This window comes from Pseudomonas neuropathica (assembly GCF_051174785.1).
GTDB lineage: Bacteria > Pseudomonadota > Gammaproteobacteria > Pseudomonadales > Pseudomonadaceae > Aquipseudomonas > Aquipseudomonas neuropathica_A.
In genome coordinates this window covers 3185185-3207249 of sequence record NZ_CP195111.1, presented here as the reverse complement: position 1 = coordinate 3207249, position 22065 = coordinate 3185185, and the positions used below count along the sequence as shown (strand labels likewise).

Below are 22065 nucleotides of genomic sequence, written 5' to 3'. Positions count from 1 at the left end.
AATGTTAATTAGCCCTCCCTTTATTCCTGCAAGCGTTGCAAATGAGACTGATCAGGACTATCTCGATAGGGCTATGATCGCCGGAGAGCCAGGAAATGGCGCATTCCCAGTAAGTTACGATATGGGGTGGCATGGTGGTGTCCATCTTACGGCTCCTCAGGTAGCTGGTAGTTCCTTGCCGGTTCGCGCTATCGCGGATGGGAAGATCGCTTACTTTCGTCAGCCTTCCACAGAGCACAGTTCTGAGGCACTTAATTATGGCGGTGGCTGGACCGATAACGGGTGTTTAGTTATAAAGCACGAAACAGATATTGGTGAAGGTGCACAGGCGAGTATTGTTTTTTATTCTATTTATATGCACCTGTCTTCTATTTCTCTTGCGAACGTTAGCGTAGGTTTGCGCGTTTATCGTAAGGACAAGTTGGGCGTCGCTGGTAGTATTTACGGGAAACCTAACAAAATTCACTTTGAAGTGATTTGTGCTCAGGATCAGGTATCAAAGATTACAGGGCGGTCAACTAGTAAGATGGGTGGCAGTAGTGGGCGTACGGATAGCTGTTGGGGGGATATGTACTTTCAGTTGCCTCCCGAGGCCATATTGTACACAGATCGCCCTGCCGACCCCAAGAGTTCAGTGAATACATCCGCTGTTATATATCGGCCAGAAGAAACCTCGTTTCTTCGTATGAGTTACAGTCGTGGGCAGTGTAAATTGTCTATGTTTGATGAGCACGGTGTGTTGCAAGATGAGCGCGCTGATGAATCCGACTATGAATATAATCTCTACGCACATGCATCGAAATTATATCCGAATTGTACTAGTGCTGGCTATGAGTTACTAAGATTCGGAAGAGTGCTTAGCTCTGATAGTTTACAGCCAGCAGATTGTGCGCATTGGCGAAAAATAACATCGCCAAATGGTGCAGGTTGGATAAATCTTAATGGCCCGACTATTACGATGTGCAGCGATGCGGACTTTCCACATTGGCAAGGTTGGATATTGGTGGATGATGACACTAACGGTGATGGCCGCTGCCAGTCTAAGTCGGTTTTGAGTTTGCTCGGCATCGCAAGCGCCCCCGTAACTGCCGAAGAACGGGAGCAGTGTCGAGCTATATTAAGTCAGCCCGAGATGTACGCGAAAATAAGCCGTCTTATATGTAAGTTTCCGACTGAATGGAAAAAAGAAAATTTCACCGATAGATTTGGCTGGTTAAAAGATGGCGATACACCCATCGTCTCGAACGAAATCTACGAACGTCTCAAAAGTCATTATGAGGCTTTGGCATTCTGGGAGGAGGCTAATTTAGAGGGTATCGACGCTGAACACTGGCATTTTCCGCCAAAACAGTTTGTAACGCTATTTAGAAAGTGCGGATGGCTAAGTTTGGACGAGATGATGCAGGTAATACCCACGCTTAGAGCGGATGCTCCGGGTGAGGTTGATAATGCAACTGTCAAAACTAGACTAACACTCGAAGGTGCTAGCTCTCAGCAAGGCTATCGTCCTGCGGGAATGCATCTGAGCCTAAATAAAATGATGAGGAAGTACAATTTTTCTACCCCCGAAAGAATTTCGGCTTTGTTTTCCCAAGCATTGACAGAAACTGACCTGCTCAGAACTACACGTGAATACGGGAATACTGATTATTTTACTCGCGGATATGAAGGGCGTTGTAATGTTACCATTCAGCGAGCTGTTCCAGAGTGGGGGGCAGGGATACATAATTTATCTCCTATCGGTAATTGTAGTCCTGGCGATGGCCCTAAATATATTGGGAGAGGGGTTATTCAAATGACTGGGCGTGAACTCTACTCGAAATACGGTACCTATCGAGGTAAGAATTTCGTTTCTGGTATGGCCCATTTGGACGTTTCGGACGTAGCAGACAACGCCTGTGATAGTGCTGGATACTATTGGGTAAAAGAAGATTTAAGGGACAGGACCCTCGCTGGTTCTTGGGTTCTAAGAGGTGTAAAAAACATACATAGAGACGCTGACGCACTTAGCGGAACAGAGTTAAGTACCGCAGCGGGATTGGCAGCGGCAGACACGAAAGTTCTTTCTTTGACCCGGCAAATAAACAGGGCTTCTCTTCACCTTGCCAGACGTCGCCACTTTTTTAAACATGCCTACTATTTTATTTCCGAGTTAGTGTCTACACCGCCGAGTGCTTTTCATAAAAGGTCCTTGTAATGAAAAAATTATTGATTCGTCTCTTTGGGTTGTCTTTAGCCACAGTTTTGTCGGTGGCTCAGTCACATCCTCTGGTTATGTGTGGAGTTTCAATTCCAGACATCCCAGGCTTTAAATTGAACGTAAAACTTGAAGATGGTATTTGCTATGGAGAACTGGTCTCGAACGTAAGCTTAAGGCCAGATATTTTGACAGAGGAGAATGTCTTTTTAATTGAGCCTGTTGAATTTGAAAAAAGCTTAGCTGCATCTGGCCGCTTTGATAGCAATGGTAAATATAAATACAGCTATGCTGCGGATGAAGCTTTGCAACAAGGGTCAGAAACGGGAGAGGTGGATCTTGCTCATTCGTCAGCGTCGGGCTCCGCCGCAGTCAGAGTATTAATGTCCCCTTTTATGCTTTGGGACTCTGAAAAAGACAGAGCTGCAGCTGAGAGTAAGTACTCGGTGAGAAAAAAGGGGCTGTGGTTCGACTGTTTCTATGGGTTGAAAGGCGTGAAAGGTGCAACGGTCAAGTTTTCTGCATGTGTGCCTAGGTCAAACCTCAAAAGTGATCCTAAGTTATCTGATATTAGATCTTCATTTGAGGCTATGACACCGAGCAAAAACTAGTAGATATAGGGGGGGGGGTAGGGGACGGGCTGTCAACTTAATCCGTCCCCCTCGTTCCGTTTACGTTATCGCTTCCTGCCTCGCCGCTATCAACTCTTCCAGATGATCCAACGCACGTTCCACCATGAGCTGCGCACCATCGGCAATTCGACTCAGTGCCAATGCCACCGAGCGGTTTGAGCCTTCGACATCGTCGGCTAATTTGGCAGCGATGGCGCTGATGGACAGCATGTCTTCGGAGGCGTTGGCCAGGAGGGCTTCCGGGTCAATGCCGGTGGAGATGGTGAAGAGTCTGCCTTTGCGGCGTTTGGACGGTTTGTCATGGGTAGGTGGGAAGTAATGGGCGAAGGCGCGGTCGGCGGCTTCTCTGTCGAGCGTTGCAGTGTCGAGGGATTCTTCGGCGGGGACTGGTAAAGGGGACGGATTTATTTATCCGATGGTTTTATCGTTGAACCCAAATAAATCTGTCACCTTTGTTGATTTGTAAAAAGGCAGAAAAATGAATAAATTTATTTTTTTGTATCTGTTAAGTTCGTTTTTGTTTGTGCACGCTAGTGATAGCGTAGTTGTGCAAAGTAAAGGTTGTGTCATGGAGGTAAATGAATCTCCTGATGTTTTGTTTTTCAAGACTGATGATGATATTTCATTTGTTAAGTACAAATATAAAGATGGTAGAACAGAAAATGTACAGATGAACTGCGTAGCGATGAGTTTTCCAGACGCGGTAGCTAGCGGCTTTGTACAGGAGGCCGACGGATTGAAGATTGGTACGGGAATGCAGCCGCTGTCAAAGGCTAGTCGTGTTTCTGGGGTCAATTGGTCCGGCTGGGAAGGAATATATTATTCTAACTCATACTGCTTTACTGCCGTATTGGAGGCTGGCACTGATCATGTTTTTATGATAGAGGCCTGTGGCGACGAAGAAGATGTTAAAACTACCAGAAAGCGTATGCTGTCGTTACTTAAAGGCTCAAAAACTTATCATGTTGAATATGAAGGTGGATAGGTAATGAGTGATACAGGGGCAGACTACGTTTTAGTGTTGGACAGTGAATCGTGGTCTATCCCTATTTTTGCTTTTGGATTATTTTTCATGTCGGTTTTTTCGGTGGCTCAGTCACAGCCTTCAAATATATGTGGAGTTTCAATCCCAGATATCCCAGGTTTTAAATTGAACGTAAAACTTGAAGATGGTATTTGCTACGGAGAACTGGTTTCGAACGTAAGTTCAAAGCCAGATATTCTGACAGAAGAAAATATTTTTTAATTGAGCCTGTTGAGTTCAAAAAAAGCTTAGCTGCATCTGGCCTCTTTGATAGCAATGGTAAATATAAATACAGCTACGCTGCTGATGAAGCTTTGCAACAAGTGTCAACAACAGGAGTAGTGAGCTCCCAGACCCGTTTAAGGGGAGGAGGCAGTGATGAAGGTTTGGTTGATTGTTTTGGTTCTTTCAATTTCGTCGGTTTCGTTCGCTAATGAAGCGAATGTGAAGTCGTCGGTCATATTTGCAGATCTCAATGTGTGCAAATTTAAAATTAATAATTTGTATGGTGGTGATTATGAGGTGGATAAGGAAGAAGTGCCTGCGCTCTTATTTTATTCGAAAGTTATTAAGCCTGATTCTAGGCGGCCGATAGAAGTCGATTTGAAATTTCGATGTGTGGATCCCGCCGTTGCCCAAACTTTTGCTAACTTTTCGGGTGGGAAAATGACTGACAAAGGATGGGTCATGAGTTTGGATCCAGATGTTGCGGCTGACACGTCCATGCATAATACTTTTTATGTATTAAAAGGGAAGAACTGGGAAGGACCAGCGATATCTCAGGACGTTACAAATGGTGAAGAAGAGGACCGAACGCGTGGGTTTGGATTCTGCATCCCCCATGGATCTGCTGCACTTTGTGGAGGTGGAAATGTGGCCTACTTGAATGATCTAAATGGCTCTGCGTTGAAGGAGGTCATTAAGATGGTTGAAACTATTGAGTTTGTTGAGTGAGGCTCTAAGGTAGAGGAAGGATTTGTTTTCAGCTGAATTTTATAATAATCAAAGGGAACGGATTTATTTGTTACGCTCGACCGCTTTGAATTTAGTTGAGAACTTAAATAGATCTGGCCCGTTTGTCGGTTCTGACTCTATTTTCTGTCGTAGGCCCGTTCAGAATTGAACGGATCACTGATTTTTTACGGACGCCAAGGAATGCAGTTTTTCAGATTCAGCCTCATTTTTTTACTTTCAATACTGTCGCCTGTGGTCATGGCTGAGGGCACGATGATTGCCACCATCCTTCAGGCCGACTTTTCCAAGGACCCGGAAGTCCGGTTGCTTGTCAGAGTCGTTGATGTGGGTGGCGGTTCGGATACCCCTTCCATGGCGGTTCGTAATCAATGCCTGGAGAGGAAGGCGTCCGCAGAACGTCCTGGGCCGGATCCATGCTTTTCGATAGAGATCACTGAGAGCAATAAGCAACGGGCCATTGTTCGGCAAACGCTATTGAATGATCCTCAGCGCACAACCGACCCTATCTATTTGGAAGTTGTTTATCGCTCGGAGGTCAGCGAGAGCGATCCGACGAATCACCATCAGCGATCCGCCACACTGAAGATCGAAGAAAACGGCCTCTACAATTGGAACAATGAGAGCGAACAGGCATTGGCGGACGTTGAGTGGTTTCCCTCGGGAAATGGTGTTCTTGATCTGATGGTTCCTGATGCGGATGCATTGCTGAATTCTGTATATCGGGATCGTATGAGTCGGCTGGACGAAAGCGGTCAGAAAGCACTGAGGGAAACTCAAAGAGCCTGGATGAAATTTCGAGATGCGGAGTGCCAGGCCGACCCGAAATTGCATAAATCAGTTTTCGGTGAGTGGTCCGATGCCTGCCTGATTCGCGCGACGATAGAGCGCGCTCGCCAATTAGCTTTGGCACCGGACAAGAACAGACGTTGAAACGGACAAGCCAGAGCATTCGCGCGAAAGCGCCGACTTGGATGAGCATGAACAAACTTTTCTTTCTCTTTTTTGCGCTATTTCCTTTAGGCGCTCAAAGCGCAGTCACCACCGAATCACTTTGCTTCGAACTATCCCAATCGAGCCCGGTAAAGTTCGAACTCCGTACCTACTACGACGAAGCCAGCAAATGGTCCGGTGGCTTCGTCAAGTACGCCAAGTCCAGCGAACCCATTTCCATTGTGCTGACGGATTACGAGGACGAAATGCTCGGTCCCGATGCGCCTTGGCAGAGCACCACAACCTGGTCTGAAGTCATCAACGGCAACGTCACGGGAACCTATCAGTTCGTGTCTCAAGGGACGCACATCGTCTCGATGTCTTACACGAAGAGGTCTAACGGCAAGGTTTTTCATTTCGGAAATAACACCAGCATCGACTCCTCTCTGGAGTCCGGATGCAAGTGGGAGTAGGGCGAGCACATGCAATTCAAAACTCTAGCGGTATCGCTGCTCGGCCTGATGTGGACGATCCCGGCGTTGGCCGAAACCACCACGTTCAGCCCAACCAAAGGCGTCGACGCGACGCTGGTTCTCGAAGGCTCCAAGCTGAACATCGCAGTTAAAAGCGAAGCGCACAGCGAGTCGCGAACAATCGATTTTGAAGCCGAAAACGAACTCCACATGCAGTTCGACGATTTCAATTTCGACGGCGCCAAGGATTTCGCGATCTGGCAGCTTGATGACGGCATGGGCACTTACCACTACTACCGAGTGTTCGTTTACCAAGCCAAAACCGGCATGTTCGAAGAGTTGCAGCCGGACTGCGGCGATGGCTTCGTTAACCTGCGCGTCGACAAAAAACGTAAAGCGTTGCTCAGCACTTACTGGGAAATGAACATACCCAAGCAATGCATCACCCGATTCACCAAACGCAAAGCCTGAATGACTCAAGGAAGAACACTGTGAACCGTTTTGTTTTTACCCTGCTAGCCGCGCTACTACTGCCAGTTTCAGCGGCCTATGCGCAGGACGATTGCAGCCATGTCACCTCAAGCCTGGAAATGGTGCCCTGCTCGGAGGCGGCGAAGAAGGCTGCCGATGCGCAGTTGAATGTCAGCTACAAGCAGCTAATGACGCGACTTGAGTCTGAGTATCGAGCAGATCCGGCGTTGGGTGCGGAGTACGCGGCGAAGGTTAAAGAATCGCAACGTGCGTGGTTGAAATTGCGCGATGCGAACTGCCCTTTGGAGGCTTTCGAGATCGAGACGGGGATGCCAGCGCATGTGTTCGCGGTTAACTCGTGCATCGCCAGAATGAGTCGTGAGCGTTCGGTGTATCTGGACAAGATCGTCCCTGCTCTTGCATCCGACAAGAACGTTTCGACGGCATCCACCAGCGACGCTTGCCCCTCGGAGGAGTTCGCGCCTTTCCTGACAGCGTTTTCCGCCAACAGCGAATCACAGCGCCGTCTGACTGCAATGACGGTCAAGTCCCTGGTGTTGAAACCGGTGGCGGGAAAGGATCGAAGTACCTTTGAACCTTCGACTTCGGGTGTCAGTGGAACTACTTTCAACTATCCGCTGATGGCTGCAATCACGCCCGGCAAGACACCTGGAGTCGAAATCGAAGAGGTCGATGACAGTCACGTCAATGTGGTGGATAAGAGGGCAGGTAACAGCAATGTGAAAATCTTCAACTTCTCTCGTCAGGCGTGCTGGGTGCTTGAGGGGATTGAGGATTGGTCGATCAGTGAGAAGGATCTTGTCGCAACACGTAATCCAGGAATGAGCCGCGCCGAGAACTTCTGTGATCAGCGTGCTGAAGCTTTAGGTGGGCTTGGGTTGCTTGAGCAATACCCTCTAACGGTGGAACTGGTTGAAGCGTCCCTGGAAAATTATGTATGTGCTGCGGAGTCAGGTGATGCAGAGGCAAGTCTTTCGGCGGCAAGCCTGAGTCTTTCTCAAATGGCATCCCAGTTGGAAACCAGCAAAGTAGAGGCGCTGTTCAAAGCGGCCTCGAAAATACCGAGTGGCGCGCTGGCCTACGCCACGTTTTTTTGTGTCGGAAACTCCACCGACTATAACGGCCCTTGCCTCCATCCCGAGCAGGCGAAAGAGCAGGTCATTCGGGCGATCACCATGGGTTCCACAGACGCGATGAATTATCTGGCCTCGACCTTTGAAGGTGGCGAGCTTGGAACGAAGGATATGTCCCGAGCGTTAGCCTGTTATCAGATGGCGGCTGACAAAGGTAATCAGTTGGGCATCTTCAACGTGGGGCGATTGGGATCGACAGGCGCTGAGCAGATCAAGGCCAGTCACTGCATCTGAAATGCCGGGTCATGTCTGATGCGTTTTCGCAGTCGTTGAGTCTGAATTCGTCCGGTAAAACGTTTAGTTTTTGAGCATCTGACGACCGCGATTTTCCTTTAAACTCCCCACCCCCAAGGAATGCGCTCAGGACACGGAATGCCAGCCCCCTCGAACTCCCTTCGCCAAGCGTTGGTGCTCTGGCTATACGCCGCCGCAGTCGTGCACATTCTCGCCGGCCTTACCCTGACCTGGGCCGGTCATTCCGGATTACTCGACGGCTACCTGCACAATCTCGAACTCGCATTCTGGGGCGCCGATGCGGTACCTGCCGCCGGCCACGAACAACAGGTCTGGTGGCTCGCACTCTTCGGCGCGACGCTGCAAAGTTATTCGCTGTACATGCTCGCGCTGGTGCACTTGGGCAGTCGCTTGAAAACCCCGGCAGTCTGGGGCTGGTTGAGCGCCGGCATCCTGTTATGGGCGCCGCAGGACATGTGGCTCTCAGCGCAACAACAGGTTTGGTCGCATCTATGGCTAGATGGTTTTGCATTGCTGGTGTTGTTGCCGCCACTGTTCTGGCTGTATCGGCATGACCGCCGAAAGGCTTCTTCAGTAAAGGCACCGAGCCAATCCAACCCGTTTGCCGATGGCGCTTTCAAGCGAGTGCTAATCACCGGCGGCACCGGTTTTATCGGCGAAGCCTTGGTCAACCTAATGCTCGACGCCGGCCATTCGGTCAGCGTTCTAACGCGCGATCCGTTGAACGCGGCCAACCTGTTCAACGGCCGCATCCGCTGTGTGCATTCGCTCAGCGAACTCAGCCACGATGAAGCCTTCGACGTACTGATCAATCTCGCCGGCGCACCCGTCGCCGGCCCACGCTGGACTCCCAAACGTCAGGCTCAACTGCTCGCCAGCCGAGTCGGCACCACCGAGGCATTGATAACCTGGCTGAAGAACACCAAGCACAAACCAGCGCTATGGATTCAAGCCTCGGCCATCGGCTTCTACGGCGTGCGCGATGCCAGCGAAAGCCTCCACGAACACGCCAGCAAGGGTGACGGTTTCATGGCTGAACTCTGCGCGCGTTGGGAAGCCGCCGCGCAATCGGCCACTGAGTTTGGAGTGCGTCAGGTGGTGCTGCGTCTTGGCGTGGTCTTCGGCCCCGGCGGTGCGTTGACGCCGTTGCTGCTGCCTTTCCGCTTGGGTTTCGGCGGGCGCATGGGCGACGGTCGGCAGATCATGAGCTGGGTGCATCGCGACGATGTGCTTCAGGTGATCGCGCGGGCTTTCAACGACGACACTCTGCGTGGCACCTACAACATGGTCGCGCCCGAAACGGTCAGTCAGGCGGCGTTCGCCGAGCAGGCCGGCAAGGTCCTCAAGCGCCCGGTGTGGTTGCACATTCCCGCCGCGCCAGTGCGTGCAATGGCGGGGGAGATGGCGCAGTTGTTCTTCGATGGTCAGCGCGTGCTGCCGCAGCGTTTGACCGAGGCTGGCTACACGTTCCGCTATCCAACCCTCGACGCCGCTCTGCGCGATCTGACCTGAGGATCGCTCATGAGCAAGCCGTTGATGTACCTGCTGGCCGGCAACGGCAGCGCTGCCGATTGGTGGGATGACGCACTGCCGCACTTCCAGCGCTACGACGTGGTGCCGCTGGAGTTGCCGGGCTTCGGCGCCAATCCGCAGCCACCCTGCGAAGATCTGGCGGACTACGCGCAGACCTTGTTGGCGATGACGCAGAAGGGCAGCGCGATCATGGCAGTCGGGGTCAATGCGTTGCTGGTGCTGCACGCGTTGCAGCGTCGGCCCGGGCACTTTTCGCGCAGTGTTCTGTTGGCGCCGGTTGGGGCATTTTTGTGGCAGCGTCGATTGCCGGCGCTGATGTCACCGCTGCCGATCCGCAAGACCATCCACTGGCTGCTGTCGAACAAACCCACGCTGTTCGCGCGCAAGTTCTCCAACCAGACCTGGACGCCCGCGCAGTACCAGCGCATGGGCGCCGGCTATGCGCGCTGCCGTGCGTTTGTACCGCACTGGGATCTGATTCGCGCCGATACCGCGTTGCCGCTGCTGGAGTGGATCACCGATCCGGTCGAGTTGGTTTGGGGCGATCAGGACGCGGTGCTCGGCATCGAGCAAGCGGCGGCTTGGTCGGCGATTCTCGCCCGCGCTGATCTGACCATCAGCCTCAAATCTGGTTGGGGTCACTACCCGTGGATCGACTCGCCTGCGCAGTTCGCGCAGTGGCTGGAGTCGGGCGAGCGCGGGTTTGTTGCGCACACCAAGGGCGGGCGTTTGCGCCTGGCTGAACTGGCGCGGCAAGCGGTGCCGGCGGCGCTGACGCTCAACGATTACAGCGATCCGCGTCTGCCGGCATTTCTCGCGGCCCAGTCTGATGTGACCTGGGCGGTGCGCTCTTCCAGTTATGGCGAGGATCAGGCCGATTCGGCGAATGCCGGTTTGAGCACAACTTATCTGCGCGAGCCGACCGCCAATGTGCCGAAACGCATCGCCGAACTGACGGCCGAGGGCGTCGAGGAAGTGGTGGTGCAACGCTTCATCACGCCGGTCGTTTCCGGCATCGCGTTCGTGCGACATCTCTCGGTAGAGCTGGAATGGGTTGAAGGCCATCTCGAATCGCTGGCCGACGGTCACGTCAGCCCCTCGCGGGCAACGCTTTCGCGGCTCGGCGATGCGTGGCGCAGCGGCACTTTCACACCGGCCCATGGCTTGACCGAAGACCTACTCTGGCGCTTTCTGCAAGACGTGCTGCGCGTGTTTCACTACGTGCCCGGCGACGTCGAATGGGCCTGGGACGGCGCGCAATTGTGGTTGCTGCAATACCGGCCGATCAGCGACTACGGCTGGCGCCGGCACCTCACCGCCGCCAATATCGCCGAGATCCTGCCGCCGCAACCGAGCGTGCTGGTGGAATACGCCCAGCGCCGTGCTGCAGCGAGTATCCCGGCAATCATGGCGCGTTGGGATGCGCGAGTGCTGCAGGACAACGAACCGTTCACCGCCGTGTTCGGCGGCGCGTCCTATATCAACAATGATTTGTTCCTCGCAAGGCTGGCCGACTGGGGAATCAGCGCCGCTAACTACGCCGGTGAAGTCGGCGGCGCGACGCCGCATCTGCCGTGGCAACCGCTGAAGATGCTGCGTTCGTTGCCGCTGTTTTTGCGTATGCAACGCAAGGCTCGCGGCCATTTGCTGAGCCTTGAAAATGGCTTGCAGCGCTTCGATCAGGAACTGGCCGAACTCGTCGCTCAAGCTGCCGATGGCCAACAACTCGCGGACTGGTTCACCCGGTTTTACGTGTTCGTGGTGCAAGGCAATCTTTGCATCGCTACAGCGCTGGCCAGCAGCGGCGGTGACGCGTTGGGCCGCCCGCCGACCGCTTACGACAACCTTGAAAACAGTCCACATCGATTGCCGTGGGAAACCGATCCCGCTACGCCTCGACCTACGGCGACTGAGCTGCCATTACAACCATTCCCGCAATGGTCAGGGCTGATCCGCCTCGCGCATTCGACCGGCCTGCCGGGCCTGCGCGGCTACTACCTGCAAGTGCGCGAGTGGTACCGCGACAACCTGATGCGCATCTTCTTCCGCCTGCACCACGCCATGCCGCTGGCGGATCGCGAACACTGGTTCGTGCCGCATCCGGACATGCGCACCCGCGACGGCAGCTTTTGGCAGGACGGTCGTGAAGGTGCGGAGCAGGCCACCGGGTTCATGATTTATCCGGGGCAGGTGCAAGGCATCCTCGGCGCCGACATCCTGCTCGAAGACACCCTCGATCCGGGGCGGCACGCGCACTACCAAGCTGCGCGGGCGGTGATTGCACGGATGGGCGGACGCTTGTCGCATGGCTCGACGTTGTTGCGGGAGTTGCGCAAGCCGTCCGCAGTGATGCCGCAGGTGGATCCGGCGTGGGTGGGGTGTGAGGTGTTGTATCGCGATGGTGAGTTGGAATTGATCAATTCGAAGGATACGAAGTGAAACGATTGCTGGTGTTATGTGTGAGCTGGTTGCCGATAGCGGTTATGGCGGCAGATGTTTGCAATCAGGAAGCTGACTCAAAATATTTCTTATCGCAATGGTCGCAGAGCAGTGAACATCCGGAAGACATACTTTCCAGTCTCGATGGAAAAGAATTTTCTATCGATCCGGGCCACGTGGTTTTTCGCGGCGATCTAAATGGCGATGGCATCGAAGACTTTATCTTCAATTCCCGCGTCGGCATTGGCTCATCAATGGATAGCACATTTGCCTTCCTGATCCAGTGTCGTGGTTATTTGAGGTATTCGGGCGGCGATTACTTCGCCGGGGTCAAAGTTCTGGACGGCCCACCCAAGGGGGGAGGTGAGTTCAAGGACATCGAGATCTACTCCTACATCAGGGACCGGCGCGGGCGGATTCGATACAAGGGTGAAAAGGCCATGACCCGGCCACATCTGTGGCAATTCGACCCGCAGACACAGCGTTATGAAGGGCAGGCTGAGTAAGCCGAGGCTCCCCACTGCATTTACGGAGTTACTACGTGAAAGGATTTTCGGTTCTTCTCGGCAGCTTGATATTGGCTGTCGCGTCCATGGCATTCGCTGCCGATCCAGCCTTCAAGGATTATACCGTCACGCCAGTTTTCACCGGCCCCAACCATAAGCTGGTGCCGCAAGAAAACAGCAGCCCAATGATGGATCAGGCACGGGTGCAAGCCCTGAAAGGCAAGGTCAACTTCGCCGGCCATTACATCCTGCACAGGCTCGGCTGTGGCGGCAGCGCCATTTGTGGCGAAGTGTTGGACGCTCAGACTGGGGAAGTCGTTGGCGGTCTACCGAATGCTTACGACGGCAGCACGTTCGGCATGGTTTACCAGCCCGACAGCAGCTTGATTATCGTGTCCGGCATCACGCTCGACGGCGAAGAAGATGCGCAGGGGAATGCACTGGAAAGTGGTAATCGGGAGCGTTACTACGAGTTTGTGAACAATGAGTTTCGGCTGCTGAGCATGACCGATGTGGAATCGTCGCCGATGGATGAGGAGTGAGTGGATGAGCCGTTTTCTCGCGGGCAGCCTTTCGCTGCTGCTCTCTCTGCCAGCTCTCGCCGCGCCTTCGGACACCTTTACCCAGCGCGATGTCATGCAGTGTGGCGGTGTTGAAGTGGTGTTGGTGTCGTCTTGCCGATCGGTGACGGTGGATGGTGCGGAAACCCATGTCATCCCGGTCTGTTCCGACCAGACCATCAACATCGGTAGCAAGGTGCTTCGACGCGATATCAGCAAAATTTCACAGCTCACTTCCGACGGTGCGAAGACGAAGATGCTGAGCAATGTTGTTGTGGCAATGGATTGTGTGGAAGGCACCAAGGGCAGCCTTGTTTCGATAGGCGGCTATGGCGGTTGTGGTGCCTGCGGGGAGTGGCACGGCTATTACTCGACAACAGGGCGATTGGAGCAATACAGCTTCGATAATAACCAGCGCTCATTTGGCTCGAAGGGATCTCGGGAAGAACTGATCAAGGCTTATGGCGTTACGAAGAGACAGCTGATGTCAGAAAGCCCGGAAGTGAAGAGGATCGTCTATGGCCAGCCTTAAGTGGGTGTTGATGATTGGCAACCTCCTTGTTGCCACAAGTGCTTTTGCCGATGATCCGCCAATTGTCGGCATCGACGGACACACCGTGACGTTTCGAGCAACAAAATGGACGATGCCCGGTGTGGATTCGGCGACCGCATGGTTCACCGCCAACGGCAAAACCTTCCCGCTCTTCAGTGCCGATGTTGGCGCCGATGGACACCCGGACTGGCTCAGTCCTGACAAGAAAACCTTATTGCTCGATCCGGTGGTCTTCGGCATGTTGTCGGACGAGAATCAAGAAGAAAAACTCGTGTCGCAACAGCATTGCGATGTGATCTCCATGGAAACCGGTTGCGTGCTGGCCGAGCGTTCCCCTCGTTTTTGTCTTGGCAAATGGGTGGGTAATCAGTGGTTTTCGGAAGATGGCGAAGTCCTCACACCTAGCCTGGAAACGGAGTCCCCGAAGGAATGGTTGAAATATATCTCGACCATCAAAGCTGCGCAGTCCCGCGCAGAGTCCATCGAATCGAACCTGAACTTTCTAAGTCCAGAGTCCTACATGGCGTGCCATCCTCCGGCGCAAAATGTTCAGGCGTACAACGACCTGGGTTTTTATCTGGCCGAGGGCGGTAGAGATGAGCTGGCGCTGAAGTTTTATCGCGGCGTTGAGGCCGTTGGTAAACGCACGGTGCTGATGTTGAACATCGCCGATTCACTCTGGCGCCTTGATCGCAAAGATGAAGCGCAGCGCTATTACAGCCAGTACCGCGACGCGATGAGCGCCGATGGCAAGGCGCAGAAAATTCCGCACAGAGTGATTGAGCGAAGCCTAAACATTTGAAGATTGATCAACAGGGAAGTGAGTGGAATTGGCCAGGCTCTTAAGTTGTATGAGTGCGCTCGGATTCATGGTTGCCTTGTTGGCTCAGCCGGCATTAGCAAGTGACCCACAAACCATCGGTGAGCTGCATCCGCCGGTAGTTGCCTCGCTCGGTGATCAAAAAATCACGGTGTTCTTTTTGAAGAACAACCTCAAAGGTCAAGTGAGGGAAGGGCATGTTCCTTACGCCGAGATCTTCTACACCACCATGAATGCGGTGAAGCCTTCGCTGAATTATGTGTGGAAAGTCGAAGGTGAGCAGATCGCCTCGGTGTTCTTCTTCGAGCGCAAATTCCCGGAGCAAGCGGGGAAGTCCATGTTTGTTCTGACAAAACAAAAAGTCTCGCACAGTCAATTCGAAGGTGATTCCTATTCGGTGCTGGAATTGCCACTGGTGAAGGACGGTGATCAGTTGGCTTTGCGGTTTTTTAGCGGCGACCCGCCAGATCCCGAGCTTGAGAACTGCTTGGACGGTCTGAATCTGGAAGACGATGTTGCGGTCGAGTGTGCTTACAAGGATGCGGCGAGCATTAAGAAACGCCTGGCGGAACTGGATGCGAAGATGATTGCGGATTCAAAACGGGATCCGGGCAATCGCCAGCAGCCAATCAAAACCGATGGTGACACGGCCAATGCCACTTGCCCTTCGACCGACTTTTCCGAGTTTCTCACCGCTTTCTCCGAGCGCGCCGACGTGCAGAAAACTTTCGTCCAGCAGCCGCTGAAGATGGTCACGACTGTAGCCGGCGATCCCGAGCCCGAGATGGAAAAGCGCAGCCTTAGCGGCGATCAGCTCAAGTTTCCAATCATTCCGGATCAAGCAAAGCGCGAGGCCCAGGGCCTGACATTGACCGTCAAGGAACAGCGGGGTGACAAGGTGATCGCGATCCTGCAGAAGCCAGATACCGACTACGTCTTCGAGTATCGGTTTGTCCGTGGACAGTGTTGGCGGCTGGAAGAAGTGGCGGATTATTCGCTTTAGAAACGCCGGCGTTCATCGGCATAAGCGCATTCAACAGAACGGGTTCAGAGGGATTTGTGAAGAAGTTATTTTTAGTGCTGTTGTTGGTGTTGCCGTTGGCGGCCCACAGCGAAGTTTCTACACAGGTAAGGTGCTTCCACTCGCTGGAAGGCAAAAACATCAATTTTGAGTTCAGAACCTATTACGACGTGGTTGCCAAATGGAGCGGCGCAAGTGTCAGGTACAGCAAGTCGAAGAAAGCTATTGCTTTGGTTCATCACCGAACCGAAGAGTACGTCATGACGGAGAGCGGGCCCTACGAATTCACGACGACTTGGGTGGAAGTTTCAGGCGGTGCGGTGACGGGTCAATATGTCATTGCAACGCAAGGCGCTCGGGTGAACTCGATGCGCTACACGAATTATAAATCCGGCAAACAGTATTCGTTCGATGAAGACTTCAGCATCGAGGCCTCTCCGGAGACGGGTTGTCAGTGGGGATGAAATCTTCAAGAAAGGGGACTTAACGTCCCCTTTTTTCATCCACAAATCTCGTTACGACAAGGTTCAATCTCACCCCGTCCTGCCGTTGAGCGATGGCGTAAGTGGCTGAGGCTAGAGGGCCGCGGATTGCTCGGACCAGATAATCAATGTCAGGGTATTTCTGTTGATGTTCAAAAGCCTTCAAACGCCGCTACGCTCTCGACCTTGAAAATTGCCAGTGGTTGTCCATGTCCAAGAGTCGAGGGAACGGGTATCGCTACCAGATCTGGCGATCTGAAGCGCGCAAGGCAGCGGAAGATCTGGCGCGTGGGAACCAGAACCTCATAACCAGAGGTATTGATACAACTCGAATTCAGTACGAGCCCATTACTCCCGTTGCCATCGAAGCGGCCGATCTTTGGGGAGATGAGGCTACCTTGTACCCGTGGCACGATGTGCACCAATGGAAGCAAGCAGACACCCGTGGTTTTGACGTCTCGCTTTGGTTCGATCAAGAATTATGTGGGTTATGTTATGCGTCGCCTCGCAAGAGCAAGCTGTGCATCAAGATTGTGATTCTGGAGGGCAAGCCGGACAGATCTCATCCGTTGCGAGGCACCGTGGCTGCTTTGGCATTAACCGCGATTGAAAACTACGCGATCTTGATTGGCTGTACGGAAATTGAAGTTCAAGAACCAGCCGCCGCTGCTATACCGTTGTATGAGAGTTTAGGGTTTGGCTTTGATCCGACGGGCCGGCTTGTTATTGGGGTTGAGCGGTAATACTATCCAGTCAAATTACGAGACCCGAGAGGTTTCCATGAAAAAGTCCAAACATGAACCAAAGCCTGTGATGGCTGCTCGGTTCCAGGCCGAAGCTCGTGAAGTTTTGGCCAAACGCTCCGGTAAGCGCAGCCGTTTTCTGGATGTTGCATTGGCCAAAGGTTCTGATTTTGAGCCAGTCGGTCGACTCGCTGGCTGACGATTTCGGATTCTCAAAAAAGCTGCCGTGATTGGCAGCTTTTTTGTGCCTGGATTTTTACAGACAGTTGCAGAAAGGGGACTTAACGTCCCCTTTTTTCATCCGCAAATCTCGCTACGGCTTGGCCGCCACGCTTCGCACTTCAATCTGGTCGAGCGTCCCTTCCACCATCAATCTCACACCGTCCGCCATTCTGCTCAGGGCCAGGGCCACCGAGCGGCGGGAGCCGTGGAGGTCGTCGGCGAGGTCGCAGGCGATGACGCTGATGGACAGGAGGTCTTCGGAGGCGTTGGCCATGAGGGCTTCGGCGTCGGTGCCGGGGGAGAGTTTGAAGAGGCCGTTCTCGCGTTTGGGGTGTGGATCGACGGCTGGTTTGAAATGGTGGTCGAGGGCGCGCTCGGCGGCTTCGTGGAATTTCTTTGATTCCAGAGATTCGTAGGGCGAAATATCCGGGTTTTCTGGGGGATTGGGTGTTGGTTTGATCATAGGTATTTTCCGAGTTATGGAGCCAACACCGTTTCGCTTGCTTCGAAAGGGTGGCAGCTGTGTATAGGTGTGCAAGACCGGACTCGGAAACCGGCAGACCCGAAGGCCTCCCATACACAGCCGCCATAACAGTTCGCGAGCATAGGAAAACACTCGGCGAATAGCCATAACTGAATGCATGACGAGTCTGGACTTGCACGTCCGAGTCACCGATTTTGCGGCGACCCACAGAGCCTATCCCCACCGCACCAACTCGCCTAGTTCATGGACAGCACCGCACTTTGCAGGAAATTTCCCATAGATTCGCGGGCCGGAAGATCAAAAGATCGCAGGCTTCGCCAGCTCCTACAGGGATGTGTTTCAACAGGTGTAGGACGTTGCTTGCTGAATCGTGACTTGGCAGTCATCGTGCGGGAATTGGTCTGCATCCTCTTCCAACAGCGTCAGATACTGGCGTTATCTTCCCAATCCCTTACACTCCCCCGGCCGTTCATTTTCCTTTTGAGGCTGTGCGCATGAAATTTCGTTTTCTTCTGTGGATGATGGGTTTGTTGATGGGTAAGGCCAGCCGGACAAATCCTGCGTTCCAGCAGCAGTTGGGTGACAAGGATCTGGTGTTTCAACTGCAGACGCTGGATGGGAAAGTGGCGCGGCATTTCGTGGTCAAGGATCAGCGCATCACCAGCAAGTCTGGCGTGGTGGCGGAGCCGGCGTTTGCGATTGCGTTTAAGGATGCGGCGTATGGCTTTGCCACGATGCAGGCGAAGAACAAGCAGTTGGCGTTTATGCAGGGGATTCAGGACAAGTCGATCCAGCTCAAGGGCAACCCGGCGCTGGTGATGTGGTTTCAGGGGTTGATGAAGTATTTGGTGCCGAGGAAGGCTAAGCCTAAGGCTTGAGCCTTTGGTGACGCGGAGCGTCACGGGACGCATTCCCACGCGGAGCGTGGGAATGATCAGGGGTGGTCAGTTAGACCGAGTTGGATTCTTCGCGAGCAGGCTCGCTCCCACAGGGATTTTGGTGATCCTTGGGGAGCGGGCCTGTTTTGTTTAGGCTTGGCTGAACTGCGAAGCCAGTTCGCGCAGCAGGACTTCGGCTTCGAGGACTTTGCTGACGACGTCGTTGGCTTTGTCGCGGGTCAGGCCCACACGTTCAAGCAACGCATCCGGAATATCTTCATCCGGCCCGGAGCCAATCCCGCGGCTGCGCAGCAAGCGCACGGCCAGGCAGACGAGGTTCGGGTATTCGGCGTAGGCGCCGTCGTAGCTTGGGTCGTGCTGGAAGCGCAGCGCGGTGGCCAGTTCGTCGGGCATGTCCCAGTAGCGCATCAACCACGAGCCGATCTGTTCGCGGCTGATACCCAGCAGGTGTTGCTCGATGTAGCTGTGGCACAGGTGCGGGTTGACCTCCAGGTGGCGGCAGATCAGCGAGAAGTGCGGCGGGAACACGTGGGCCAGCAGCAGGTAACCGAAGTTGTGCAGCAGACCGGCCAGATACGTCAGGCCGGCTTCCGGGCGCTGGGCGCGCGGCATGGCGCGGGTCAGGCCTTCGATGACGGCGGCGGTGTAGATCGACTGCTGCCAGTACGGCGTGGTGTGTTGCGGGTGGTCTTTTGGCAGGCTCAGGGTCTTGCCGAGGGCCAGACCCAGCGCGAGGTTGATCACCAGATCGAAGCCGAGCACGCGAACGATCGCGTCTTCCACCGAACGAATCTTGCCCGGCGACGCGTAGTACGGCGACGCCGCCCAGCTCACTACTTGCGCAGCCAGCGCCGGGTCGGTTTCGACCACGCCGGTGATGTCGTCGATGGTGGCGTTGGGATCGACGCGCAGTTTGATGATTTTTTGCGCGGTTTCAGCCAGCGGCGGAATCTCGATGGTCGCTTCCAGACGCTGTTGAATGCGCCGCGCTGTGAACGCTTGCACGGCCTGGGTGATTTCCTCGCGGTCATCGTCCGGGCGGTCGAGGTTCGGGCGGATGCTGCTCAGGGCTTCGCCGAAATTGGCGGCGCTGGCCTTGGTCAGCATGGTCTTGAAGTCTTCGCTGGCGATTTCCAGCAGCAGACCCGGCTCACCGGAGTTGATCAGCAGCTTCGGTTCGCGCAGCAGACTTTCTTCGTAGAGGCACGGCGAACTGGTCAGCGCCGGCAGGCCCGGCAACAGGCTCAGGCTGTGTTTGCCGAGCATCTTTTCCAGGCGCTCGGTCGAGACGGCGGTGAGGCGACGGCCAGTCAGTTCGGCGAGGCGATTGAGGTCGAGCAATTGGCTCTGCGGAAACAGCACCATCAGCGCGCCGACGGCGTCGTCCAGCAACACGGCTTGTACCTTGCGCGAGGCATTGAGGCCGTGGTGGTCGAGCACTTCTTCGTAGGCGATCCCGAGTTTGCCTAGCAGCAGCCGAATGACAGACGGCGCGTGCGGGGGGGCGGGGGCGAGAGCGGCTTCGGTCATGGTCTGTATCCGTTTTTGAAACAATGGCAGGAGTATAACCAGCTTGGTCGGAACGATCTGTCAGAAACTGCGACGGTGCTCACACTTGGCCGTATTGCTGCCCGTGACGCAACCAGCGATCGAGTAATGGGCTGACGTGGGTCGGCCAGCGTTCCAGCAGGGCTTGCGCGGCGTCGCGTACGGCGGGCAATAAGTCGGCGTCGCGCATCAGGTCGGCGACTTTGAATTGCAGCAGGCCAGTCTGACGGGTGCCGAGCATCTCGCCGGGGCCGCGCAGCTCGAGGTCTTTTTCGGCGATGACGAAACCGTCGTTGGTCTCGCGCATGATGCCCAGGCGCTGGCGACCGATCTGCGACAGCGGCGGATGATAAAGCAGCACGCAATGGCTGGCGGCGCTGCCCCGGCCAACGCGGCCGCGCAATTGGTGCAGTTGCGCGAGACCGAGGCGCTCGGGGTTTTCGATGATCATCAGACTGGCGTTGGGCACGTCGACGCCGACTTCGATCACCGTGGTGGCGACTAGCAGTTGCAGATTGCCGGCCTTGAATTCGGCCATGACCGCCGCTTTTTCGGCAGGCTTCATGCGCCCGTGGATCAACCCGACTTTCAGCTCGCCGAGGGCGGCGGTGAGGTCTTCGAAGGTGGTTTCGGCGGCCTGACAGGTCAGCTCTTCGGATTCTTCAATCAGCGTGCACACCCAATAGGCCTGACGTCCTTCGGCGCAGGCGCTGCGTACCCGTTCGATGACTTCGACGCGGCGGGTGTCGGTGACCAGCACGGTGTTGACCGGGGTGCGCCCGGGCGGCAGTTCATCGAGGATCGAGGTGTCGAGGTCGGCGTAGGCGCTCATCGCCAGCGTCCGCGGAATCGGTGTGGCGGTCATGATCAGTTGATGCGGGCACATGCGCCCGCCGACGCCTTTCTGCCGCAACGCCAGACGCTGCTGCACGCCAAAGCGGTGTTGTTCGTCGATGATGACCAGCGCGAGGTTCTTGAACTGCACTTCGTCCTGGAACAGCGCGTGGGTTCCGACCACCATTGGTGTGCCGCTGGCGATTTGTTCCAGCGCGGCGACGCGGTTCTTGCCCTTGAGCTTGCCGGCCAGCCACGCGACTTCAATGCCCAGCGGTTCGAGCCAGCGCTTGAAGGTGATGAAATGTTGTTCGGCGAGGATCTCGGTCGGCGCCATCAGCGCGACCTGATAACCGGCTTCCAGCGCTTGCAGTGCGGCGAGGGCGGCGACTACGGTTTTGCCCGCGCCGACGTCGCCCTGAATCAGCCGCAACATCGGTTCGTGCTGGCTGAGGTCGTAAGCGATTTCGTTACCGACACGCTGTTGTGCGCCGGTTGGATTGAAGCCGAGGTTGGCCAGGTATTTCGGCGGCAGCTTCGTCGCTTTCGGCATGGCTGGCGCGCGCAACGAACGCATGCTTTCGCGCAGACGCTGTTGCGACAGTTGATGGGTCAGCAGTTCTTCGAAAGCGAGGCGATGCTGTGCCCAGTGATGACCGAGGGCGAGTTCATCGACGTCGGCATCGGCGGGCGGGTTGTGCAGGTAGCGGATCGCATCGGCCAGCGGCGCGAGTTGATAGTCGCGCGCCAATTCGGTCGGCAGCCAGTCGGGCAGGGTGTCTGGCTTGAGCATGGTCAGCGTTTGCATGCACAACTGGCGCAGACGCGCTTGGGTCAGGCCTTCGGTGAGCGGGTAGACCGGGGTCAGGGTTTCATCGACTGGCGGTGGTTCGTCACCGGTGATGGCGCGATACTCCGGGTGGTAGATTTCCAGTCCTGACGCGCCGGGCCGGGCTTCGCCGTAGCAGCGAACCCGCGTGCCGCGCTTGAGGCCTTCTTTCTGCGCGTTGCTGAAATGGTAGAAGCGCAGACTGAGACCGCCGGTGCCGTCCTGCAGGCGCACGACGAGGCTGCGCCGCCGGCCCATGACCACGTCGGCGCCGCTGACCGTGCCTTCGACCACGGCGTCCTGCCCCGGTCGCAACGCGCCGATCGGCACCACACGGGTGCGATCCTGATAGCGCAGCGGCAGGTGAAACAGCACGTCCTGCAGGTTCTCAAGACCAACCTTGGCCAGTTTCTCGGCCATGGCTTCGCCGACACCCTTGAGTGCCGTCACCGACACTTGCGACAGCTCAGTCATGACGCTC

At 55.0% G+C, this 22065-nt stretch carries 24 protein-coding genes; 20 read left to right on the top strand and 4 right to left on the bottom strand.

Annotation, left to right across the window (positions count from 1 at the left end; genetic code table 11):
* Position 1 precedes the first annotated feature (1 nt).
* Together ACRRSD_RS14685 and ACRRSD_RS14680 are read left to right on the top strand one after the other, a co-directional pair.
* On the top strand, positions 2-2197 hold the full coding sequence (locus tag ACRRSD_RS14685) for a hypothetical protein (protein ID WP_435034095.1): 2196 nt from the start codon (positions 2-4) through the stop codon (positions 2195-2197).
* Positions 2197-2808, top strand: coding sequence for a hypothetical protein (locus ACRRSD_RS14680; RefSeq protein WP_435034094.1), 612 nt, complete (start codon positions 2197-2199; stop codon positions 2806-2808). Before ACRRSD_RS14685 ends, ACRRSD_RS14680 begins: the two co-directional genes overlap by 1 nt.
* A 60-nt stretch (positions 2809-2868) precedes the next feature.
* On the opposite strand, the gene ACRRSD_RS14675 is transcribed toward ACRRSD_RS14680, so the two are convergent.
* Entirely contained in the window at positions 2869-3237 is a 369-nt protein-coding gene (locus ACRRSD_RS14675; RefSeq protein WP_160060151.1) for a DUF6124 family protein, read from the bottom strand.
* Between the two features lie 70 nt (positions 3238-3307).
* On the opposite strand from ACRRSD_RS14675, the gene ACRRSD_RS14670 reads away from it, so the two are divergent.
* The 17 genes from ACRRSD_RS14670 (at position 3308) to ACRRSD_RS14590 (ending at position 16967) form a co-directional block, all read left to right on the top strand.
* Positions 3308-3814, top strand: coding sequence for a hypothetical protein (locus ACRRSD_RS14670; RefSeq protein ID WP_435034093.1), 507 nt, complete (start codon positions 3308-3310; stop codon positions 3812-3814).
* Positions 3815-3817: 3 nt separating this feature from the next.
* A complete protein-coding gene (locus tag ACRRSD_RS14665; RefSeq protein ID WP_435034092.1) occupies positions 3818-4075 on the top strand; it encodes a hypothetical protein in 258 nt (85 codons plus the stop codon).
* A 156-nt stretch (positions 4076-4231) separates the two neighbouring features.
* Entirely contained in the window at positions 4232-4807 is a 576-nt protein-coding gene (locus tag ACRRSD_RS14660) for a hypothetical protein (RefSeq protein ID WP_435034091.1), read from the top strand.
* 201 nt (positions 4808-5008) lie between these two features.
* On the top strand, positions 5009-5758 hold the full coding sequence (locus ACRRSD_RS14655; protein WP_435034090.1) for a lysozyme inhibitor LprI family protein: 750 nt from the start codon (positions 5009-5011) through the stop codon (positions 5756-5758).
* A 47-nt stretch (positions 5759-5805) separates the two neighbouring features.
* Complete coding sequence (locus tag ACRRSD_RS14650) at positions 5806-6231, top strand: hypothetical protein (RefSeq protein ID WP_137218258.1); 426 nt, start codon at positions 5806-5808, stop codon at positions 6229-6231.
* Between the two features lie 9 nt (positions 6232-6240).
* Entirely contained in the window at positions 6241-6702 is a 462-nt protein-coding gene (locus ACRRSD_RS14645) for an XAC2610-related protein (protein WP_123593512.1), read from the top strand.
* A gap of 20 nt (positions 6703-6722) precedes the next feature.
* Positions 6723-8090, top strand: coding sequence for a lysozyme inhibitor LprI family protein (locus ACRRSD_RS14640; RefSeq protein ID WP_435038469.1), 1368 nt, complete (start codon positions 6723-6725; stop codon positions 8088-8090).
* 138 nt (positions 8091-8228) lie between these two features.
* On the top strand, positions 8229-9623 hold the full coding sequence (locus tag ACRRSD_RS14635; protein ID WP_435038468.1) for a TIGR01777 family oxidoreductase: 1395 nt from the start codon (positions 8229-8231) through the stop codon (positions 9621-9623).
* 9 nt (positions 9624-9632) lie between these two features.
* Positions 9633-12083: an alpha/beta hydrolase gene (locus ACRRSD_RS14630; RefSeq protein WP_435038467.1), complete on the top strand. Its 2451-nt coding sequence runs from the start codon at positions 9633-9635 to the stop codon at positions 12081-12083.
* Positions 12080-12589: a hypothetical protein gene (locus tag ACRRSD_RS14625; protein ID WP_311884333.1), complete on the top strand. Its 510-nt coding sequence runs from the start codon at positions 12080-12082 to the stop codon at positions 12587-12589. Before ACRRSD_RS14630 ends, ACRRSD_RS14625 begins: the two co-directional genes overlap by 4 nt.
* Positions 12590-12675: 86 nt before the next feature.
* Positions 12676-13131, top strand: a complete 456-nt coding sequence (locus ACRRSD_RS14620) for a hypothetical protein (RefSeq protein ID WP_435038505.1) — start codon at positions 12676-12678, stop codon at positions 13129-13131.
* A gap of 4 nt (positions 13132-13135) precedes the next feature.
* Complete coding sequence (locus tag ACRRSD_RS14615) at positions 13136-13681, top strand: hypothetical protein (protein WP_435038466.1); 546 nt, start codon at positions 13136-13138, stop codon at positions 13679-13681.
* Positions 13668-14504, top strand: coding sequence for a tetratricopeptide repeat protein (locus ACRRSD_RS14610; RefSeq protein WP_435038465.1), 837 nt, complete (start codon positions 13668-13670; stop codon positions 14502-14504). Before ACRRSD_RS14615 ends, ACRRSD_RS14610 begins: the two co-directional genes overlap by 14 nt.
* A 49-nt stretch (positions 14505-14553) precedes the next feature.
* Positions 14554-15525 carry a hypothetical protein gene (locus tag ACRRSD_RS14605; protein ID WP_435038464.1) on the top strand — a complete coding sequence of 324 codons (972 nt, stop codon included), beginning with the start codon at positions 14554-14556 and terminating at the stop codon, positions 15523-15525.
* Between the two features lie 56 nt (positions 15526-15581).
* Positions 15582-16007 carry a hypothetical protein gene (locus tag ACRRSD_RS14600; protein WP_435038463.1) on the top strand — a complete coding sequence of 142 codons (426 nt, stop codon included), beginning with the start codon at positions 15582-15584 and terminating at the stop codon, positions 16005-16007.
* Between the two features lie 227 nt (positions 16008-16234).
* The gene (locus ACRRSD_RS14595; protein WP_095113212.1) at positions 16235-16768 is read left to right on the top strand and encodes an N-acetyltransferase; all 534 of its coding nucleotides are present in this window, start codon (positions 16235-16237) and stop codon (positions 16766-16768) included.
* 37 nt (positions 16769-16805) lie between these two features.
* Entirely contained in the window at positions 16806-16967 is a 162-nt protein-coding gene (locus tag ACRRSD_RS14590; protein ID WP_186620174.1) for a hypothetical protein, read from the top strand.
* Positions 16968-17081: 114 nt separating this feature from the next.
* Here ACRRSD_RS14590 and ACRRSD_RS14585 read toward each other — a convergent pair whose 3' ends face one another.
* Positions 17082-17453 (bottom strand): DUF6124 family protein, encoded by a 372-nt coding sequence (locus ACRRSD_RS14585; protein ID WP_077575052.1) that lies wholly within the window; start codon positions 17451-17453, stop codon positions 17082-17084.
* A gap of 515 nt (positions 17454-17968) precedes the next feature.
* On the opposite strand from ACRRSD_RS14585, the gene ACRRSD_RS14580 reads away from it, so the two are divergent.
* Positions 17969-18352, top strand: coding sequence for an SCP2 sterol-binding domain-containing protein (locus ACRRSD_RS14580; protein ID WP_435038462.1), 384 nt, complete (start codon positions 17969-17971; stop codon positions 18350-18352).
* A gap of 150 nt (positions 18353-18502) precedes the next feature.
* Here ACRRSD_RS14580 and ACRRSD_RS14575 read toward each other — a convergent pair whose 3' ends face one another.
* Positions 18503-19903 carry an aminoacyl-tRNA deacylase and HDOD domain-containing protein gene (locus tag ACRRSD_RS14575; RefSeq protein WP_435038461.1) on the bottom strand — a complete coding sequence of 467 codons (1401 nt, stop codon included), beginning with the start codon at positions 19901-19903 and terminating at the stop codon, positions 18503-18505.
* 79 nt (positions 19904-19982) lie between these two features.
* Positions 19983-22058: an ATP-dependent DNA helicase RecG gene (gene recG, locus ACRRSD_RS14570; protein ID WP_435038460.1), complete on the bottom strand. Its 2076-nt coding sequence runs from the start codon at positions 22056-22058 to the stop codon at positions 19983-19985.
* Positions 22059-22065 lie beyond the last annotated feature (7 nt).

Excerpts from the sequence above, each read along its gene's own strand:
- ACRRSD_RS14685 (WP_435034095.1), top strand. The coding sequence starts at position 2 with ATGTTAATTAGCCCTCCCTTTATTCCTGCAAGCGTTGCAAATGAGACT.
- ACRRSD_RS14680 (WP_435034094.1), top strand. The coding sequence starts at position 2,197 with ATGAAAAAATTATTGATTCGTCTCTTTGGGTTGTCTTTAGCCACAGTT.
- ACRRSD_RS14670 (WP_435034093.1), top strand. The coding sequence starts at position 3,308 with ATGAATAAATTTATTTTTTTGTATCTGTTAAGTTCGTTTTTGTTTGTG.
- ACRRSD_RS14665 (WP_435034092.1), top strand. The coding sequence starts at position 3,818 with ATGAGTGATACAGGGGCAGACTACGTTTTAGTGTTGGACAGTGAATCG.
- ACRRSD_RS14660 (WP_435034091.1), top strand. The coding sequence starts at position 4,232 with ATGAAGGTTTGGTTGATTGTTTTGGTTCTTTCAATTTCGTCGGTTTCG.
- ACRRSD_RS14655 (WP_435034090.1), top strand. The coding sequence starts at position 5,009 with ATGCAGTTTTTCAGATTCAGCCTCATTTTTTTACTTTCAATACTGTCG.
- ACRRSD_RS14650 (WP_137218258.1), top strand. The coding sequence starts at position 5,806 with ATGAACAAACTTTTCTTTCTCTTTTTTGCGCTATTTCCTTTAGGCGCT.
- ACRRSD_RS14645 (WP_123593512.1), top strand. The coding sequence starts at position 6,241 with ATGCAATTCAAAACTCTAGCGGTATCGCTGCTCGGCCTGATGTGGACG.
- ACRRSD_RS14635 (WP_435038468.1), top strand. The coding sequence starts at position 8,229 with ATGCCAGCCCCCTCGAACTCCCTTCGCCAAGCGTTGGTGCTCTGGCTA.
- ACRRSD_RS14630 (WP_435038467.1), top strand. The coding sequence starts at position 9,633 with ATGAGCAAGCCGTTGATGTACCTGCTGGCCGGCAACGGCAGCGCTGCC.
- ACRRSD_RS14620 (WP_435038505.1), top strand. The coding sequence starts at position 12,676 with ATGGCATTCGCTGCCGATCCAGCCTTCAAGGATTATACCGTCACGCCA.
- ACRRSD_RS14615 (WP_435038466.1), top strand. The coding sequence starts at position 13,136 with ATGAGCCGTTTTCTCGCGGGCAGCCTTTCGCTGCTGCTCTCTCTGCCA.
- ACRRSD_RS14610 (WP_435038465.1), top strand. The coding sequence starts at position 13,668 with ATGGCCAGCCTTAAGTGGGTGTTGATGATTGGCAACCTCCTTGTTGCC.
- ACRRSD_RS14605 (WP_435038464.1), top strand. The coding sequence starts at position 14,554 with ATGAGTGCGCTCGGATTCATGGTTGCCTTGTTGGCTCAGCCGGCATTA.
- ACRRSD_RS14595 (WP_095113212.1), top strand. The coding sequence starts at position 16,235 with ATGTCCAAGAGTCGAGGGAACGGGTATCGCTACCAGATCTGGCGATCT.
- ACRRSD_RS14590 (WP_186620174.1), top strand. The coding sequence starts at position 16,806 with ATGAAAAAGTCCAAACATGAACCAAAGCCTGTGATGGCTGCTCGGTTC.
- ACRRSD_RS14585 (WP_077575052.1), bottom strand. The coding sequence starts at position 17,453 with ATGATCAAACCAACACCCAATCCCCCAGAAAACCCGGATATTTCGCCC.
- ACRRSD_RS14580 (WP_435038462.1), top strand. The coding sequence starts at position 17,969 with ATGAAATTTCGTTTTCTTCTGTGGATGATGGGTTTGTTGATGGGTAAG.
- ACRRSD_RS14575 (WP_435038461.1), bottom strand. The coding sequence starts at position 19,903 with ATGACCGAAGCCGCTCTCGCCCCCGCCCCCCCGCACGCGCCGTCTGTC.
- recG (WP_435038460.1), bottom strand. The coding sequence starts at position 22,058 with ATGACTGAGCTGTCGCAAGTGTCGGTGACGGCACTCAAGGGTGTCGGC.